The sequence below is a fragment of the Eubacterium sp. SB2 genome (assembly GCF_001244405.1).
Classification (GTDB): Bacteria; Bacillota; Clostridia; order Lachnospirales; family Lachnospiraceae; genus Faecalicatena; species Faecalicatena contortus_B.
In genome coordinates, this window is sequence record NZ_LN865152.1 from 490,376 (window position 1) to 508,598 (window position 18,223).

Sequence of the window (18,223 nt, forward strand, 5' to 3'; positions counted from 1 at the left end):
TATTCCTCCCCATCGGATGAACCTAGCTTACCGTGAGCCGGGACGGTCTGTGAAAAACACCTGTCCTGTTGGAAATGCATCGAGCGAGCCTAGCAGCAGTTAGGGGAAATCCGCAGAAACCGCCTGATAAAAGCTGCTTCCGAAGCAGCTTTTAAGAACACCTGAGCCGCTTAATCATCAGATTAAGCGGTGAATGTGTTCGGTTCAGGCGGATTCTGCGAATTTCCCCTTACTGCTGCTTGGCGCAGCGGCCTGTATTTCCAACAGGACAGGTGTTTTTCACAGACCGTCCCGGCTTACGGTAAGCGCCCCCCTTCATCCTCTCCCGAGTCTAAAACTCATTCACCAACTCCCAATACCAACGTTCCGTTTCGCTTTTTTCCTGGCTATTTATTAGTACCGTATATTGGGGGAGTTCTATTTTTAAAATCGGAGAATAGCCGCGGTAAATATACAGCCGGAACTCTCCCTGCTTTTTCTCCCTGAATTTACCAACAAGCTGGCGTTCGTCTCCGAGGCCGTTCGTCCTTGTAAAATCCCCATCAGGCATTGAATCCAGCAGTTCTATCCCTTTTATCTCATCCCGTTTAAACGAAATAGGAGCCATAGGGGATGAGACACTGATATCCGCCCCGTTGACTACCAGATATCTGGGGGTGAAATCCATCTTCAGAAATACCATCAGTATTACGATGAAGGTAATCAGAACAAAGCTTATAGTCCCAAAAGTAAAGACCTTTCCTCCTGTCCGGCCCATATTCGTAGTGTAATTGGAAGTACAATACCGATCCGGCACCCATACTCTTGGGTCATTCGGATTATTATACCAGCCATTTTTCCAGTATATATCGTCATCCACATATAGTGGTTGCTGGTCTTGCTTTATGATATCTTTCTTTTTCCATCTGAGGTATAAAAATGCGGCCAGGATCAGGATTCCCATGATACACTGAACTATTATGTACCATAAGATATTTGCCTGCGTAAATGTCCGCAGCCGTACTCCCGAATAAATCACGGTTCCGATAGACAGCAGATTTAAATAATTACTGATAATCCAGATACCCGACCAGACTCTCTTGACAAGCCGGTTCACTTTCAAATTGATCTTTGTGTTGCTGCTGTAAACTTCATTTCTTCTGCGTACTGCCCACAAATGCATCCCGGTAAAGAACAGCGCTGACACAATGGCGGCTCCGGTAATCCCCCACATTTCCGGCGCTTTTGCAAGAGTTTCCCTGACATGCGGGATAAAAGCCAAAACCCCTGCAGCCGCGAAAACAGGAAGGGTCCACCAAATAGAGAAGGGAAGTCTGTCATTCTCTGCAGAAACATTCGTATCTACCACAACAATCTTACTGCCGGATGCACCCTGCCAACCCCGTTCCATCTTAAGATCATACAGCTGCCTGTGGGCTGCATTAAGCAGTCCCATGGCGCCCGCTGTAAGTTCAATCAGCCAAGCGCTCCAAGCAAGGATAAATATGGAGAGATACCAAAAATTCAGAAAACAAACCGCTGCCGACAATAGCAGGTTCACTGCATAAAACCACTTTGTCCTGCGCCTGTGTTTCTCCATCAGTGCTTCCACTTCCCGTTCATGCACGGCATAGGATGGTATATGGACTCCCAGCAGCATTCCTTCACTGTATGTTCTCCTGTGTCCATAAACCGCCATAAATATTACTGTTATAAATATATCCGTAAATAAAAATATTAGAAAAACAGCCATGCAGCCTCCTTCTCAGACCTTCTATCCCTCTGTTGCCGTTTCATATTCCTGCAAATGCAGCTCCGAAAACATCTTTTCGCAGAGGGATACAAACTCCTGCTGGTTCATCCCTTTCAACTTTGCCTCCGCCGTCAGCAGCTCCAATTCCTCTTCCAGCTTCTCATGGAATACGCCGTCCGCATCCTGTACCGGCCGTACCACAGCCCCATGACGTCTGTCAATCTCAATAAACCCTTCTGCTTTTAGAACCTGATACGCTTTATTCACCGTCATCGTATTTATTCCCGCGTCTCCTGCAAGCTGCCGCACAGTTGGAAGCTTCTCCCCAACCCTTAACGCCCCTCTTCCAATGCCCAGTACAATTTGATTGCGCAGCTGCACATATATAGGAATATCTCCGGACATATCCAGTTTTAGAATCACCACATCACCTCCCCGAAAATTATTTTTATGTTACACATCTTTATTTGTATTACTCATTATAATACAAATAATACATAAGTCAACCCTGTTTTTCTTCAATCGTATTCGTATTTGCTCCAAATAACTTTTACACCGCGCCTGCCAGAAATAATGGCGGGATGGCGCCAAAAAGCCGGGATAGGTTCTATACATTCCGAACCTATCCCGGCTTTCCCGGCGGCATCTCCTCTTTTTTCAGGCAGACGCCCCTTTAATACAATCACTCATCTTCCTGTGCATAACTCTTTGTCTCTTGTATATAGTGTTCCACTTTATTTTGCGGTATCCCAAGCGCATACCCCAGTTCGCTGTACAGGGCATGCTCAATCAGCTGCTGGTATTTCTTATCAATACTGGTTATGCTGCCTCTGCTGATCGTTCTTTTATGGAGTGTCTTCAGTACTTTTACCCAATCTTTTGGTCTATTGCCGGAGATACAGTCTTTGTATTCCCGCTCCCTCAGCTTTTCATTCTGGATCCAGAGCACATCAATCTCATCCAATTTTTGGATCAGCTCGATCGCCTCGTCTCTGCTCACTGGTTTCCTGATATTTTCCTTATCCTCTGTGGGCACATATGCCCGCTCTCTTGAATCCTCCAAAGACTGCAGGGTATAATACCTTTTTCTGCGGTCCACAAAGCTAAAATTCAAAGTTCCTACATCTTCTACCTTAAACATCCCTTTGCACTTATAAACTACTACTTCACCCGGATTCATTCTTTACGCTTCCTCTTTCTTTCCAAATCTACTGCAGGTACACTCTGACTATATTAATTAGGATTTAAGAAAGGCCGGTACATCATCTGTAACGGCCTGTTCTCAGCTTCTATATTTTGATTATATCATATTTTACCGCTTTTTGTAAGGCTTTTTGCTTCTATCCGATAAATTTCATGAATTTGTTTCAAAAATTCCCTACAGATCTTTGTGTATTCTGCACAGTCCGGGCCATGAATCGTCAGATATATAGCTCCTCACCGACCTTCTCCTGCCTGTATCTGTTTCCGGTATTCTTTCGGGGTCATCTGCACAGATTCTTTAAATATCCTGAAAAAATGACTGGGGCTTGAATAGCCGCAGGCCTCAGATACCTGATAGACGGTAAGCCCGGTATCGGCCAGAAGGTGCATGGCCTCATTCAGCCTGACCTCCTTCATAATATCACGGCAGTTTCTGCCGGTGTGCTTTTTTATATATCCGGTGAGATAATTGGCATTGTATCCCAGTCCCGCTGCCATTTCCTCCAGGGTCTGCTGCATACAGTGTTCCCGTACATACTGAACCACTTTCCTCGCCTTCCTGTCCATGCCATAGTAACTGTACCGGCCGCGCTTCACAAGACTGTCCAGAAGCAAAAGAAGCCATGCTTCCAATGCAAAAGTCTGATGAAATCCCGCCTGTGTGTACTCCTCGACCATATTGTTCATGAATATCGGAATATTTTTGCTGTATCCGGTAGAAAAAAACATATATTTTTCTTTGCCCGGATTATCATATCTCAAAAATTCCGAGATTGGATTTCTATCCATCACAAACTCCCGCAGTGTCCGTCCAAAAAGTTTATCCTTAATACAGACATTTACGATAAGCGTCTCCGGATTTACACAATGGATTGCCTGAAGCGCATATTTGTTCAACAGTACAATATCTCCCTGGGACATGTAAAGCTCTACGCCATCAATTTCATTCAGCAGCTCCCCCTGGCATACATAGCACAATTCAAAAAAATCATGATTATGCAGCGGAAAATCTTCTGTCACCTCATGTCCCAATATGTAAATATTCTCCCGTTCGGGAAATCCGGATGCAAGTTTTTGAATATCGTGAATAAAATAATGTTCCTCCAGCTCGTTATAGTTGTGCTTAAGCAGCTCCTGCGGAAGAATCACTTTATGCTCTCTCTGCGGTTCTCCCCGGCGGTTTTTTACAACAGCCAGGGACTCCGCCATTTTATTCTGCCGCATATGCACCTCCTCCGTGAACTTTATACTGCGCCTGTGTCATACTTTCGCCCCAATTAAAATGTGAGAAAATCACACATTGACGTGTAATTACTCCCTGTTCTGATGACTCATTTTACCATATAATATTGGTATAAGCAATGAAACCAAGGAGGTGGCGGGTATGAAAACATATGTGATTCATTTAGATACTGTGCAAAAGTTAAAAGACTATCTGTATATGCTGGGAAATTTTTCTTTTACAGGAATTGTTGCAACAGACTGTGTAAATGTCCAGCCAGACGACGTTCTCTCTCTGTTTGACCGCTGCAGCGACGGAACATTTGTACTGACGGTTCAGGGCTGTGAGGGGCAGGTGCTGGAAAGCATGGAAAAATATTTAGAAGATTGCGGCCTTGTCTGCCACGATAAAAAAATTGCATAATCATTTCAAAAACCCACAAACATAATGTTCGTGGGTTTTCCATGCGATAAAATATGCAATTTTTATTGTTTGCTGAACTGCGGCTGCCTATATTTACTGAGTTATTAGAACGTGGTATTACAAACATGTTACAATAGCAGGGCTTCTCATTACTCCTTACCACACCTCAAAATAAAATGAAAAGGAACCCAACGCATCAGGTTCCTTTAGGTGTAGTCCGAAGACGTCCACCGCAATTCTTATATATAATATACACCTTTTCTGCCAAATATATAAGTATATCTACGACTTAATCACTAAAAAACTCCCCAAGACCGAAGCCCTGAGGAGTTGTAAAATCTTTTTGAAATTGTACGTTCAGAAACGTATGCTTATCTCTTACTGAACTGTGGTGCTCTACGAGCTGCTTTGAGACCGTATTTCTTACGTTCTTTCATACGTGGATCACGTGTCAGGTAACCAGCTGACTTCAGAATCGGTCTGTAGTCCGGATCTGCTTCAAGAAGTGCTCTTGAAATACCATGACGGATTGCTCCTGCCTGTCCTGTATATCCGCCTCCATGTACGTTAACCAGTACATCGAATTTGTCGCTTGTTGATGTTGCTACAAGCGGCTGGCGAACAACGACCTTCAAAGTCTCCAGTCCTAAATAATCGTCAATGTCTCTTTTATTTATAGTGATCTTACCTGTTCCAGGTACAAGATATACTCTTGCGATAGATTTTTTTCTTCTTCCTGTTCCGTAATATTTTGCGTTAGCCACTGTAATGTCCTCCTTTCAACCTTTCCTTAAAATGTTAATACTTCTGGTTTCTGAGCCTGCTGTTTGTGCTCTGGGCCAGCGTATACATGAAGTTTGTTCATCATCGTTCTCCCTAAAGGTCCTTTTGGAAGCATTCCTTTTACAGCCAGTTCAATGACCTGCTCCGGCTTCTTGTCCATCATCTCTGCCAGTGTAGTCTCTCTCATGCCGCCTACATATTCAGAGTGGTTATAATATATCTTCTGCTGTAACTTCTTACCTGTTACCTTTACCTTCTCTGCATTTACAACTACTACGTAGTCGCCTGTATCAACATGTGGTGTGAATTCTGGTTTGTTCTTACCTCTTAAAACTTTTGCAATCTCAGATGCAAGGCGTCCTAAAGTACATCCTTCAGCGTCAACCACATACCATTTTCTTTCAATCTTGTCTGGGTTAGCCATATAAGTCTTCATGGGTGTTCCTCCTATCATAATCATATCATATAACTTAACTTGCTTAATCTTTTATATGAAATCAGCGCACTCCGGGGCTTTGGTGTATGCTGTTTCTCCTTTTTTCATGCTGTTCTATTATAGTATGTTAACACCACGTTGTCAACATTTTTTTTATTTTATGTACTATTAAAATGCATTATTTTTACCCGGATTTATGATATACTAAAATAGTATACTTATTATACAAACATAATAAAATTTTAGAAAGCAGGTGGAATTTATGTGGGCTTATAATGAAACTTTCTATCAGATATATCCGATTGGATTTTGTGACGCCCCCGTCCATAATGACGGTATCACAGTACCCCGTATACGTAAGATTGCAGAGTGGGGAGGATATCTCCAGGAGCTTGGGATCGGATCTATTATTCTGAATCCCATATTTGAATCTGATAATCACGGATATGATACCCGGGATTTTAAAAAAGTAGACTGCCGTCTCGGCACGAATGAAGATTTTAAATACGTATGTGAAACGCTTCACTCCCATGATGTCAAAATCATGCTGGATGGGGTATTCAACCATGTGGGCCGCGGTTTTTGGGCATTTCAGGATGTACAGGAAAAGAAATGGGAATCTCCGTACAAGGACTGGTTTCTCATTAATTTTGACGGCAACAGCGGTTATAACGATGGCTTTTGGTATGAGGGCTGGGAAGGCCATTTCGAGCTGGTAAAGCTGAATCTGCAAAACCCGGCAGTCACAGATTACCTGCTGGATTGTGTCCGATTCTGGATTGAAGAATTCGGCATTGACGGACTGCGCCTCGATGTTGCATACAGCTTGGACCACAACTTTATGAGACGTCTCCGCACATTCTGTGAAGAGCGCAAACCTGGATTTGCCCTGATTGGAGAAGTGCTCTTTGGCGACTATAACCTGATCGTCAATGACGAAATGCTGCACAGCTGTACCAATTATGAATGCTACAAGGGCATCTATTCCAGCTTTAACAGCATGAATCTCTTTGAAATCGCCCATTCGCTCAACCGCCAGTACGGCCCGGAACAGTGGTGCATATACAGGGGCAAGCATTTGATGAACTTCGTAGATAATCACGATGTCACCCGAATTGCCAGTATTTTAACGAATAAAGAGCATATTATCCCCGCCTATGGCATCCTGTTCGGCATGCCAGGCATCCCATGCCTATATTATGGAAGCGAATGGGGAGAGGAGGGGATAAAGGCCCCGGACAATGATTACGCTCTGCGCCCTTCATTCGAAGAGCCGAAGCCGAACAAACTAACCGATTTTATCCGCACCCTGATCGAACTCCGCAGAGAAAGCGATGCCCTCTGTAACGGCGGATACCATAACGTAGTCATCACAAACCATCAGCTGATCTTTGAGCGGAAATCAGAAAAAGAAAAAATCCTGGCAGCAATCAACGCCTCTGCTTCCGACTTCACCGCAGAAAACGGAGAACTGCAGGGAGATTATACCGATGTCATAACAGGAAAAGAAGGAACACTAAACGGAAGACTTGATATGAAACCTTATAGTGTGCAGTATTTAAGGATTGAGTAGAGGAGGGGCGCGGTGCATCTATCCCCGATCCACCGCCCCCGTCTTTGTGCTCCTCCCCCGGAGGAGCATAATATCCCGGGCAGATGCGCCAGCTTTACGAAATCAGGGAAGCGTCCCCATCCCCCCTCACATTATGCTTCCTTCACAAGCACTTTAAGGATTTCCGCCATGTACATGGTGTGATAGTCTTTCCCCGGGTAGCATCTTGAATCATTTTCTTTCTCATCAAAATGTTCTGATGACATATCCTGATGATATTGTTTTTTGCAGACGAGTATCATATTTGCTTCCTCGAATGCGGTTGTTCCGTCCGTATAGTAAGGCGTCAGCCCTGCCTCTGCTTCTTTGTCACAGTCTTTTCCGGACTTGCTGCCGCAGATGTTCAATGCTTTTCTGTATGATTCGTCGTAGAAGGACAGCGTAAACAGCTCATTGGCATCCACAAATTCTTTTGTGTAACGCTGCGGGCGGATGTAGACGCTCACTACGTTTTTTCCCCACATAATTCCCATACCGCCCCAGCTGGCAGTCATGGTGTTGTGTTTCTCTTCATCCCCGGCGGTTACGAGCATCCACTCTTTCCCAATCTTTGTAAATGGATTAAACTGCAATTCTTCTGCAGATACTTCTTTAAATCCCATCATCGATTACCTCCTGTATTTGTATTATATTATTTTTACTCGGGTTCTGCTTATTTTAATACCACTTTACGGAAGTTCTTTTTACCCTTTTTCAGTATTACACCTTCTCCGGACAATGCATCTGCTGTAAATGACGCATGGATGTCTGTGACTTTTTCTCCGTCCACAGCGACCCCGCCCTGTTCTACCGCGCGTCTCGCCTCTGATTTGGAGGAAACAAGGCCGCTCTTCAAAAGCAGGGTGAGAATATCGGCAGCATTCTCTGTCAGATCCTCTGCCGTCAGTTCTGCCGTCGGCATTTCCGCCGCATTTCCCTGGCTGAAGAGGGCTCTTGCACTTTCCTGCGCCTTGTCCGCCTCCTCTTTGCCGTGTATCATCTGCGTCAGTTCGTACGCCAGTATTTCTTTTGCTTTGTTTAGCTGACTGCCTTCCCACGAATCCATTGCGTCAATTTGTTCCAGAGGCAGAAACGTAAGCATACGGATGCACTTCAATACATCGGCGTCCGCAATGTTTCTCCAGTACTGGTAGAACTCGAACGGAGAGGTCTTGTTTGGATCGAGCCATACGGCGCCCGACTGGGTTTTCCCCATTTTCTTTCCCTCTGAGTTCAAAAGCAGGGTAATGGTCATGGCGCTTGCATCTTTTCCAAGTTTTCTGCGGATGAGTTCTGTTCCCGCAAGCATATTTCCCCACTGGTCATCCCCGCCAAACTGCAGATTGCAGCCGTATTTCTGGTATAAAGCGTAAAAATCATATGCCTGCATAATCATATAGTTGAATTCCAGGAAGGTCAGCCCCTTCTCCATTCTCTGCTTATAGCACTCCGCAGCAAGCATCCGGTTTACGCTGAAATGAGACCCGACTTCCCGCAGAACTTCGATATAATTCAAGTCCAGAAGCCAGTCAGCATTATTTACCATCATTGCTTTTCCTTCAGAAAAATCGATGAAATTACTCATCTGTTTTTTGAAGCAGTCACAATTGTGCTGAATTATTTCCGGCGTCATCATCTGGCGCATATCGGATCTTCCGGATGGGTCACCGATCATCCCCGTACCGCCCCCGATCAGAGCAATGGGCTTATTTCCCGCCATCTGCAGGCGTTTCATCAGGCAGAGCGCCATGAAATGTCCTACATGGAGGCTGTCTGCCGTGGGATCGAATCCGATATAAAATGTAGCCTTCCCATTATTAATTAATTCAGAAATCAGTTTTTCATCCGTTACCTGGGCAATCAGCCCTCTGGCCTGTAATTCTTCATACAGTGTCATTTTTACATTCATCCTTTCTTTCGCTGTTCTTATAATAAGCGTGCGGGCGAAGAATCAGATGCATTCTTGTGCGCTCCGCATTTCACGCAAAAAGAGCCCTCCATCCAAAAGGACGAGGGCTCATAAAACTCGTGGTACCACCTTTATTCGCAGACGATTCGCATCCCCTGCCTCAGTGAGTATATCCTGCACACCTAGAGTCCGCTTGATCCGACCTGCATATTGTGCATAATTACTCAGTGCAATAACGTGCACCACCCCGTCACAGCCTACTTGCATATCCGCCCGCTATGCAGCGGATAACTCCAATGCTTTTGGTGTGAAGCTCCGAGATGTATTCATAACCAATCGTGTCGCGCGCCTCTCATCAGCCGGCAGCTTTCTGTTTTCTCCGAATCAGTTATTACTTGTTCTCTTCATCGCTTTTTTCATATCTGTTGCAATCTTATCTTATTCTTCTGAATTTGTCAAGGCGAAAATTTGAGTTTGGAGGGCGTGAAATAAGATATCATTTTCTCTTTTTCGTACCGCCAAGCGAATCCATACGCCGTCCTCATCATGAAGCTCCCCTGGTTGACGACCTTATCTTCCGATTGGATGCACTCAGCAAAATGAAGGGATCGCTGCCAGCCTCCGAAGGGCACACACTTAAAGCATTTCAATAAATGCCGCCAGCCTTGTATTGAGCTGTCCAAGGTCAGCCATAGAATAATCTGTCTCCACACTGATATAAGGCTTTCCCTTTCCGTTTACAAATTTGCGTATCCCCATGGATTCCACGCTGTATGTATGACAGGCCTGCAGGATCACTTCAACCACGCCGTCTACTTTAAACTCTTCCATAAGCCGTCCCAAAAGTTCCAGACGGTTTGGATTCGGAGTCATAACGGAACATCCGATATCCAGATATCTTCTGGCAAGCGCCTCATAGATATCCTCGGCTTCTTCATCTACCAGCCGGTCAAATGACTTTGCTCCTGCACAGTTTTCAAAAGAAACCACCACGCCTCCATTTTCTTCGATGGAGCTGATCACCTTCTCTGTGGCGCCGCCGATCGGGCAGCCTGTAACAAGAAGTCTCGGCTTCCTTCCTACATTCCTGCCTTCCCCATATTCTCTTTTGATCTTTTCCGTCAGCGCATCCACTTCTCCCGGGATTGCTTTTTTATCAAACTTAAAGGTACTGCCATACATAACATGAAACAGATCCTGCCCGCTGATGGGCGCCGGATCATTTGCCATCACACTGTACAGCCCCTTTATGGATCTTCTGACCTCGTTCATCACCCGCGTTGCTTCCCTCAGCTTTTCATCCGTTATTTTAACTTCAAATTTTTCCTCCAGATATTCCTTCACGCGGATGATTTCATTCTTCCACAGCCTGAGCCCGTCTTCTGACTGGCGGTTTGGAAGTTCCATCAGATAGACCGGTTTAATTTCCGACATATACTCATACATCTTTTTCTTACCGTCACAGGTAGTCTCACCCACAACCACATCTGAAAAATAGAAAAACGGACATTTGTCGGTCTTTGCAAATCCATAACTGGACTTGATCAGCGGACACAGATTTTTCGGCAGATCTTTTTCCGCCTCGGAAATGGTCTCGTCAGATGTGGAACAAAGCCCTACAACCGCCGCCCCCATAGCCATGGCGATCTCCTGAGGAAAATAGGTACAGTAAACCCCAACCACAGGTATCCCCTTTTCCTTCAGCTCTTTAATGCCCAGAAAAGATTTCTGCCGCTGTTCCGCAAATTCCACAAATACGTCCGGTAAATTTTTGATTAATTCCATGCTATACTCCTCCTTAAACTACGCTCTCTCTGCCTTTTCTTCCGCCAGATACGATGCACCCAGCGCCCCCGCATACCGCCCCTGTTTCGTCGGCTCCACGGTTATTCCCAGTTTTTTAGTAAGCCGGGAAGCAAAATACTCACTGTGGCTCAGCCCACCCGTCAGAATCACTTTCCCCGAAAGGTTCTGCCGCTGCGCAAGCTGTGCAACTTTCCCGGCTACAGAATCAACAACGCCGGCCGCAATATCCTCCCGGGCTTTTCCCGCCCCAATATAGCTGATTACCTCCGACTCCGCAAACACCGTACAGAGAGAGCTGATAGGCAGAGCCGTCCCCTGGGCAGCTAATTCAAACAATTCATCCAGCGCTATCCCCAGCCGGTTAGCCATAATCTCCAGAAACTTGCCCGTTCCTGCCGAGCATTTATCATTCATAAGAAAATCTGTCACGGCTCCATTTTGAATCCGGATCACTTTTGTATCCTGTCCGCCCACATCAATCACCGTACATTCATCTCCGGCCAGCACGCGCCCGCCCCGGCCGTGGCAGGTAATCTCCGTGATCACATAATCCGCAAAATCCACAGAAATCCGCCCATACCCCGTTGCTGCGGTCACCGTATCGGCAGCGCCCACATCAATCCCCTCTTCTCTCAGGCGGGCCTGAATCACCCCCGCCGTCTCCCGTCCGCTCCATCCGGTGGGCATCACAAACTGCTGCTCCTTCTCCCCCCGCACCACCACCTTGGATGCGGTGGACCCAATATCAATTCCAACATAATTCATCCTAAAAACTCCTGTCTTCATACTCTCCTACTAATGCTATCATGTCCTTCCATAAAAGTCATATCGCTTTTTCGTATGTATGGGGGGATTTATTGATGAGGGCGATGAAGGGGGGACGCCTGACTGGGGAGGGGATTGTGCGGCGGCGGGGGAGCCTGCAGTGCGATTTCTGGCAGCTTTCCGTTTGTCAAGAAACACTAAATAAAAACCATGCCGGATTTGAGGATTCCCCGGCATTCACCCCGCAATCTTGATGATTGCGCGGCTCAGGCCGGGTAAAATGCTGCTTTGGAAAGCAGCATTTTATCCTCAAATCCGGCATGGTTTTTATTAAGTGTTTCTAAGACGCACTCTATGCTCTCAGAAATCGCACTGCAGGCTCCCCCGCCGCCGCACAATCCCCTCCCCAGTCAGGCTGACGCATCAAGGCGGTAGATATATTCCCCCTTACGGGGGAACTTAGGACGGGGGCAGTGGATCGAATTGAATTGATTACGCGAATAGCCCCCAGCACGCAGATTAAGCTTATATTATACCCACCACTACCAGCTCTGTTCCAAAGAACGTGCTTAAGTCATTCACTATAATCAATTCAATTCGATCCACTGCCCCCGTCCAGGTTCCCTTCCGGGAGACGATGGTCTTATTTCCGGCTGGATGAGCCAGCTGCGCGGAATTGAAATATACCTGTTCCGGATGCTCCTTTAGGGCATTAGTGCCGCTTCATCAAAATCGGAGCCGGCATGTGAACTGCCTCCAGGCCTACAAGGCCTGGCGGCAAGCCGACCCGAAGTGAGAATTCATCAGAATTCTCGCAAGTGTCGGCGGTGTTCAGCATGCCGGCTCCGATTTTGATTAGCGGCACTTATGCCCTAATTCCGCATCCGGAACAGGCATATTTCAATTCCGCGCAGCGTCCCCATACCATCCAATACCCACCGTCACCAAAACCTACTGACAGAGTTTCTTGAATTCGTCGGCTACGAATTGTACTTTTGTTCCTATGATGACCTGAACAGCATTTTTGCTTGGCCTGATTACGCCTGCCACACCTGCTGATTTGATCTTCTTTTCGTTTACTGCTGTGTAATCTTTGATTTCAAGACGAAGTCTTGTGATACAGTTGTCAACGGATGTAACGTTTTCCTTGCCGCCTACGCCTTCCAGAATGATTTTCGCAATTTCTGTGAAGTTATCATTGGAAAGCTGTACTTTTGCTTCATCTATATCGTCGTCCTCACGTCCCGGTGTTTTCAGGTTGAACTTCACAATGACGATTCTGAATACAATGTAGTAAACAACAGCTACAACGAGTCCGATCGGGATCAGGTACAGCGGGTTCTCTGCGAATGGAGCTTTAAAGCTCAGGAACCAGTCTACGAAGCCTGCGCTGAAGTTGAAGCCTGCACGTACCGGCAGCAGGGCTACAATTGCCATAGAAATACCTGTTAACAGGGCGTGGATTGCGTAAAGTGCCGGTGCAAGGAACATGAATGCGAATTCCAGAGGCTCGGTAACACCTGTGAAGAAGGAAGATAATGCCGCTGCCATTAACAGACCTGCCGCAACTTTCTTCTTGTTTTCTTTTGCTGTGTGGTACATAGCCAGTGCAGCTGCCGGAAGACCGAACATCATTACCGGGAAGAAACCTGACATATACATACCTGTCTGCCCTAAGACACCGCCTTCCATTGTGCCCCAGAACTTGCCGATGTCATTGATGCCTGCAACGTCAAACCAGAATACGGAGTTCAGCGCGTGGTGCAGGCCGAACGGAATCAGCAGTCTGTTGAAGAAGCCGTAAATACCTGCTCCGATTGCACCTGTGCTCATGATAGCCTCGCCAAATGCTACGAGTGCTCCATAAATTACCGGCCATACAAAGTACAGAATGATAGTTGCTACGAGAGAAGCGCCTGCCGTTACAATCGCAACACACCTCTTGCCGCTGAAGAATGACAGCGCATCCGGTAATTTGGTTGACTTAAATTTGTTGTAGCATGCCGCACCAATCAGACCGCAGAGAATACCGATAAACTGTGTCTGTGTCTTTCCAAATGCAGCAGGAACAACTGCCTCTTCCACACCTTTAAACATTGCAACAACGGATGTGGATAACAGCGTTGTAACCATCAGCCATGAAACAAGACCTGCAAGGCCGGCCGTACCGTCGTTGTCATCAGACATACCAACAGCAACACCGATTGCAAACAGAATCGCCATATTGTCGATCAAAGCTCCCCCAGCTTTCAGCAAGAATGCTGCGACAATGTTGTTGGCTCCCCAGCCTGACGGGTCAATCCAATAACCAATTCCCATCAGAATAGCCGCTACCGGAAGACATGCAACCGGAAGCATCAAGGATTTGCCTAGTCTTTGTAAATACTTCATGTTTTTCCTCCTTCTTGAATCCCTTTGATTGATATAATCCCTTTTATTTTAAACCGGCGCTCTGCCGGATAAAATACGCCCCGCTATGCGGCTTATTTTTCTTCCACAGAAAGAACGTCGTCGCCTGCTGCTACCTGTTTGCCAGCCATTGCCTCCACAGATGCATAGTCTCCGGTGTTGCAGATCAGCATCGGAGTTATGATATCGTATCCGGCTGCTTTTACTTTCTCCAGATCCACCGTCAGAAGAAGGTCGCCTTTTTTCACTTTGTCACCGGCTTTCACATGACCCTCAAAACCTTCTCCCTTCATCTTCACCGTATCGAGGCCTACATGGATCAGAACCTCTGCGCCATACTCTGTTGTCAGGCTGACAGCATGAAGTGTGTCGAATACCATTCCGATTTCACCATCGGCCGGTGCATAAATTTTACCCTCTGAGGGAATCACTGCAACACCTTTACCGAGAATCTCCTCGGCGAATGTAGGATCATTTACCTCTTTAATCGATACAGCCCTGCCCGCTGCAGGGGCTCCCAACATATGCTTAGAATCTTTTTTCTTTAAAAAATGAAACATCTTTCTTCCTCCTTTTATTCTTCTGCCATCGTGACTCTCCGGATATGGATGGCCAGATACATGATTTCTTCTCCGGATATCTTACTGTTTGTTGCATCTTCTATATAATCTGCAACTTTTCTGCTGCACGCATATTCTCTTGGATATTTGGTCATCATCATCTCCGCCAGCTCGCTTTCCTCATTGGGGAGCAATTCTTTTCGATATACCCTCTGTAGAAGGAACTTCACGTGAGTGACAAATCTTTCATAGTGGAGCGAGTCTTCATCAAATTCCATATCCAGTTCACTCTTGACAATATCGAGTATGTCTTTCATCAGATTAGGAAAGTTCAGGGCGTCCCTGATGTCCGTTCCGTACTCTGCATTTACAAAATGAAGCGCTATGAAACCGGCCTCGTCATCCGGCAGTGCAATATGAAGTCTCTCCCAGATCATATCCACCGCATATTTCCCCAGCTGGTACTCCTGCTGGTAAAATCTTTTAATCTCCCAGAGAAGCGCATTTTCAGGTTTGATCCCCTGCGTAAACCGTTCAATTGCAAAATTGATATGGTCTGTCAGTGTCACGTATATGCTCTGGTTCAGCTTTAATTTGAGGTGCTTCTTCGCATGAGAGATAATGTCGTTCGATATCTGCGCATGTTCCAGAGGCATATTTGCAAGCAGCTCCTTGAACTGATCCGCTAAACTCTGGCTCTTGATGCGGAAGATTTTTTCAATCTTCTGCTCCGCCACCTCCCGCCCGGGCTTTGTGCCAAAACCTATGCCGCGGCCCATAATGACAACTTCTTTTCCCGTATCATCATAGGCGGAAACTATGTTATTATTTATAACCTTTTCAATTACCATAATAGCCCTGCATTCCTTTTTAACAAATTTTCTGCTTACCTGTTTATTGTTGCCAGTTTTTTCAGATTACTATTAGGTTCTCATAAGACATTTCTGGAAGAAATCCCTTGGAAAACTAGTCTGCATTGTAAATGTTTGGAGCAGATACGGCGGACTTTACAAAACAAAAAAACCAAACCCTATAAACGTGATCTTTTGATCCGCTTATAAAATCTGGTTTTGCCTGCCAAACAGTAACAATCCATTACTATTCATTTGATGTGTAAACTATAACAAAATTATTCACAGTTGTCAACCGTTCGCAGTGAAGTAATTTATAATTTGGTTATAATGTTTATATTTTTTTAATATTTTCGTGCAAATCTACCAAATCAATCGTATGTGAAGTATTCCACAAATTTCATATGATTCATGGCTTCCTGCTGCGTCAGATACTTTTGGTCTCCCAGGTCGGAGCCTTTTGCCCCGCTGGCATCCACATAGATTGTCTGCCCGTTCATATCTACTGCACAGAATACATAACTCTGCTGGATACTCCGGCTTTTATTCCACATCCCAAGCACAACATGTGATTCCATTCCGGCCCTGCCGCATAATTCGGACAAGATCTTTGCGTAACCCAGCGAAGTCGCTTTATTCCTGGTAACTGCAGAGAGGCTGTTATAAATGTATACACCGTCAAACACTTCCTCCATCGAAGAGACAGAGGATGCTTCCTCCTCTATACCTGACGCAAAGGATATATTCTCATCCAGCCAGGACAAAAAATAATCCACCGTCTTTTTCTCCCCATAATCTGCCGGAACCCCTTTCATAATGCTGTCCAGAATCTCCTCTGTTTCATTCTGCGTCTGTACGATCTCCGAGACCTTTTCCTCCGAGTTCACCGACAGGCCTTCCTGAACCGCCGCCAGATTCTGCACCTTTCCGTCTTCCCCGTATTCGCCTGCCCGGTTAATCCCCTCTGCACAGGATAAGAACAGAATGGCTTTACGAATCACCTTGTCTTTCACTGTCGTCAGGTCGGATTCTTTATATTTCACATAGATGTCGTCTTCCGTCATAGGAATGTCATAGAAGCCGTAAAAATAATTGTATCCTTCATCTTCCAGCGCCGTCGTTACCCGCAAGTATTCCAGCCCGCTCATAGCCTCCGGAAATGTCACCACTCCGCCCTCCATACAGTCGAGCTTTTCTCTCATCAGATCATATACTGCCGCTTCTTTTGCCGTCAGCTGGTCATAGTAGAACGTGGATACCACTTCACCGCTATTACGCGGCTCATCCTTCAGCTTTGTCGCCGTGGCATTAGAAAGTGTAACCTGCCGCTGCCAGTAAGCCAGAATCACAAGAAATATAATCGCTAACCCGGCAATAAAGACCGCCTTCTGATGCTTTCGGATAAAATTCATGCCTGTTTTCTCCCATTTACATAAACAGCTCTTACATTCAGATCCTGATCTAAAAGAACTAAATCCGCCGCTTTTCCTGGTGTAATACTGCCGCATGTATCATAGATGCCGATTTCTTTTGCCGGATTCATGGTTGCACATGCAACCGCATCCTCCAACGGAATCTCCATCTGCTGCACTGCCACTTTCAGGCAGCCCATCAGATCCGTGGCCGAACCTGCTATTGTACCGTCTGCAAGGGTTGCTTTCGGTCCTTTTACATACACATCCTGGCCGCCCAGTGTGTACTCTCCATCCGTCAGCCCTGTTGCCCGCATACTGTCACTGATCAGAATGACCCGCTCCGCGCCGAACATGGCAAATGTGGCGCGCACTACAGAAGGATGGATATGAACTCCGTCACAGATCAGTTCCACATGGCAGTCCGCATCATCCCTGGCCGCGCCAATAACTCCCGGATCACGGTGGCTGAGTGGCGGCATCGCATTGTAGAGATGTGTAATATGGCTTGCACCCTTTTCCAAAGCCTCGGACGCAGTATCGTAATCCGCTGTGGTATGCGCAATCGATACTACCACTTCATCCTTTACTTTCTCTATAAACTCCATTGCCCCGTCATTCTCCGGCGCAATGTCTATCAGCTTAATCAGCCCGCCGGACTCTTTCTGAAGCTGATCAAACAATGCCTTATCGCAGTTACGGATATATTCTGCTGCCTGGGCCCCTTTTTTCTTCTCGCTAATAAACGGCCCTTCCATGTTAATGCCTACCAGCTTCGCACCGCTTCCGCCTTCGTAAGAGGCCGCTGTCTTCATGATCTTATGAAGCTCTTCCTCGGCCAGGGTCATTGTCGCAGGACAGATTGAAGTGACACCGATGGACGCCTCATATTCAGCCATATGCTTTATTGCATCCAGACTTGCATCGCAGAAGTCGTCTCCCACACAGCCGTGAAAATGAATATCCACGAGTCCCGGGATGGCAAAACAGCCCTCTCCGTCGATCACTTCACTTCCGCCTTCTCCAGGAGCAGCGAACTTATCACCGTTTATCACGACCTCGCCCGGAGTAAATGTCTGATCTTCTCCGAAAACATGAACATTTTTAATAATCATATTAAC

The 18,223-nt window shown here is 46.1% G+C and carries 17 protein-coding genes and 1 other annotated feature; of the genes, 2 read left to right on the forward strand and 15 right to left on the reverse strand.

What is annotated here, in order from left to right:
- Positions 1-331 precede the first annotated feature (331 nt).
- The 4 genes from BN1938_RS09690 to BN1938_RS09705 form a co-directional block, all read right to left on the reverse strand.
- The gene (locus tag BN1938_RS09690) at positions 332-1,732 is read right to left on the reverse strand and encodes a hypothetical protein (RefSeq protein WP_050640390.1); all 1,401 of its coding nucleotides are present in this window, start codon (positions 1,730-1,732) and stop codon (positions 332-334) included.
- 21 nt (positions 1,733-1,753) lie between these two features.
- Positions 1,754-2,155: a GntR family transcriptional regulator gene (locus BN1938_RS09695; protein WP_050640391.1), complete on the reverse strand. Its 402-nt coding sequence runs from the start codon at positions 2,153-2,155 to the stop codon at positions 1,754-1,756.
- Between the two features lie 259 nt (positions 2,156-2,414).
- On the reverse strand, positions 2,415-2,912 hold the full coding sequence (locus tag BN1938_RS09700; RefSeq protein ID WP_050640392.1) for a CarD family transcriptional regulator: 498 nt from the start codon (positions 2,910-2,912) through the stop codon (positions 2,415-2,417).
- 257 nt (positions 2,913-3,169) lie between these two features.
- Positions 3,170-4,159 (reverse strand): AraC family transcriptional regulator, encoded by a 990-nt coding sequence (locus BN1938_RS09705; RefSeq protein WP_050640393.1) that lies wholly within the window; start codon positions 4,157-4,159, stop codon positions 3,170-3,172.
- A 160-nt stretch (positions 4,160-4,319) separates the two neighbouring features.
- On the opposite strand from BN1938_RS09705, the gene BN1938_RS09710 reads away from it, so the two are divergent.
- The gene (locus BN1938_RS09710; protein WP_050640394.1) at positions 4,320-4,580 is read left to right on the forward strand and encodes a hypothetical protein; all 261 of its coding nucleotides are present in this window, start codon (positions 4,320-4,322) and stop codon (positions 4,578-4,580) included.
- A 371-nt stretch (positions 4,581-4,951) separates the two neighbouring features.
- On the opposite strand, the gene rpsI is transcribed toward BN1938_RS09710, so the two are convergent.
- Both rpsI and rplM read right to left on the reverse strand, forming a co-directional pair.
- A complete protein-coding gene (rpsI, locus tag BN1938_RS09715; protein WP_025656163.1) occupies positions 4,952-5,344 on the reverse strand; it encodes a 30S ribosomal protein S9 in 393 nt (130 codons plus the stop codon).
- Between the two features lie 26 nt (positions 5,345-5,370).
- Positions 5,371-5,799, reverse strand: coding sequence for a 50S ribosomal protein L13 (gene rplM, locus BN1938_RS09720; protein ID WP_025656162.1), 429 nt, complete (start codon positions 5,797-5,799; stop codon positions 5,371-5,373).
- A 262-nt stretch (positions 5,800-6,061) separates the two neighbouring features.
- Between rplM and BN1938_RS09725 the strand changes: the two genes are divergently transcribed.
- Positions 6,062-7,372 (forward strand): alpha-amylase family glycosyl hydrolase, encoded by a 1,311-nt coding sequence (locus tag BN1938_RS09725; RefSeq protein WP_050640395.1) that lies wholly within the window; start codon positions 6,062-6,064, stop codon positions 7,370-7,372.
- Between the two features lie 131 nt (positions 7,373-7,503).
- On the opposite strand, the gene BN1938_RS09730 is transcribed toward BN1938_RS09725, so the two are convergent.
- From BN1938_RS09730 to nagA, 9 genes are all read right to left on the reverse strand, one after another.
- Positions 7,504-8,013 (reverse strand): flavin reductase family protein, encoded by a 510-nt coding sequence (locus BN1938_RS09730; protein ID WP_050640861.1) that lies wholly within the window; start codon positions 8,011-8,013, stop codon positions 7,504-7,506.
- 50 nt (positions 8,014-8,063) lie between these two features.
- Positions 8,064-9,287: a tyrosine--tRNA ligase gene (gene tyrS / locus BN1938_RS09735; RefSeq protein ID WP_050640396.1), complete on the reverse strand. Its 1,224-nt coding sequence runs from the start codon at positions 9,285-9,287 to the stop codon at positions 8,064-8,066.
- Between the two features lie 105 nt (positions 9,288-9,392).
- Positions 9,393-9,716: a binding site (T-box leader), on the reverse strand.
- Positions 9,717-9,935: 219 nt separating this feature from the next.
- The gene (locus tag BN1938_RS09740; RefSeq protein WP_050640397.1) at positions 9,936-11,084 is read right to left on the reverse strand and encodes a double-cubane-cluster-containing anaerobic reductase; all 1,149 of its coding nucleotides are present in this window, start codon (positions 11,082-11,084) and stop codon (positions 9,936-9,938) included.
- Between the two features lie 18 nt (positions 11,085-11,102).
- A complete protein-coding gene (locus BN1938_RS09745; RefSeq protein WP_050640398.1) occupies positions 11,103-11,870 on the reverse strand; it encodes an acyl-CoA dehydratase activase in 768 nt (255 codons plus the stop codon).
- Between the two features lie 951 nt (positions 11,871-12,821).
- The gene (nagE, locus tag BN1938_RS09750) at positions 12,822-14,261 is read right to left on the reverse strand and encodes an N-acetylglucosamine-specific PTS transporter subunit IIBC (RefSeq protein WP_050640399.1); all 1,440 of its coding nucleotides are present in this window, start codon (positions 14,259-14,261) and stop codon (positions 12,822-12,824) included.
- Positions 14,262-14,353: 92 nt separating this feature from the next.
- Positions 14,354-14,839, reverse strand: a complete 486-nt coding sequence (locus tag BN1938_RS09755) for a PTS sugar transporter subunit IIA (RefSeq protein ID WP_050640400.1) — start codon at positions 14,837-14,839, stop codon at positions 14,354-14,356.
- A 14-nt stretch (positions 14,840-14,853) separates the two neighbouring features.
- Positions 14,854-15,690: a BglG family transcription antiterminator LicT gene (gene licT / locus BN1938_RS09760; RefSeq protein ID WP_050640401.1), complete on the reverse strand. Its 837-nt coding sequence runs from the start codon at positions 15,688-15,690 to the stop codon at positions 14,854-14,856.
- A gap of 371 nt (positions 15,691-16,061) precedes the next feature.
- A complete protein-coding gene (locus BN1938_RS09765) occupies positions 16,062-17,102 on the reverse strand; it encodes a hypothetical protein (RefSeq protein ID WP_050640402.1) in 1,041 nt (346 codons plus the stop codon).
- Entirely contained in the window at positions 17,099-18,217 is a 1,119-nt protein-coding gene (nagA, locus tag BN1938_RS09770; protein WP_050640403.1) for an N-acetylglucosamine-6-phosphate deacetylase, read from the reverse strand. Before nagA ends, BN1938_RS09765 begins: the two co-directional genes overlap by 4 nt.
- Positions 18,218-18,223: the final 6 nt, after the last annotated feature.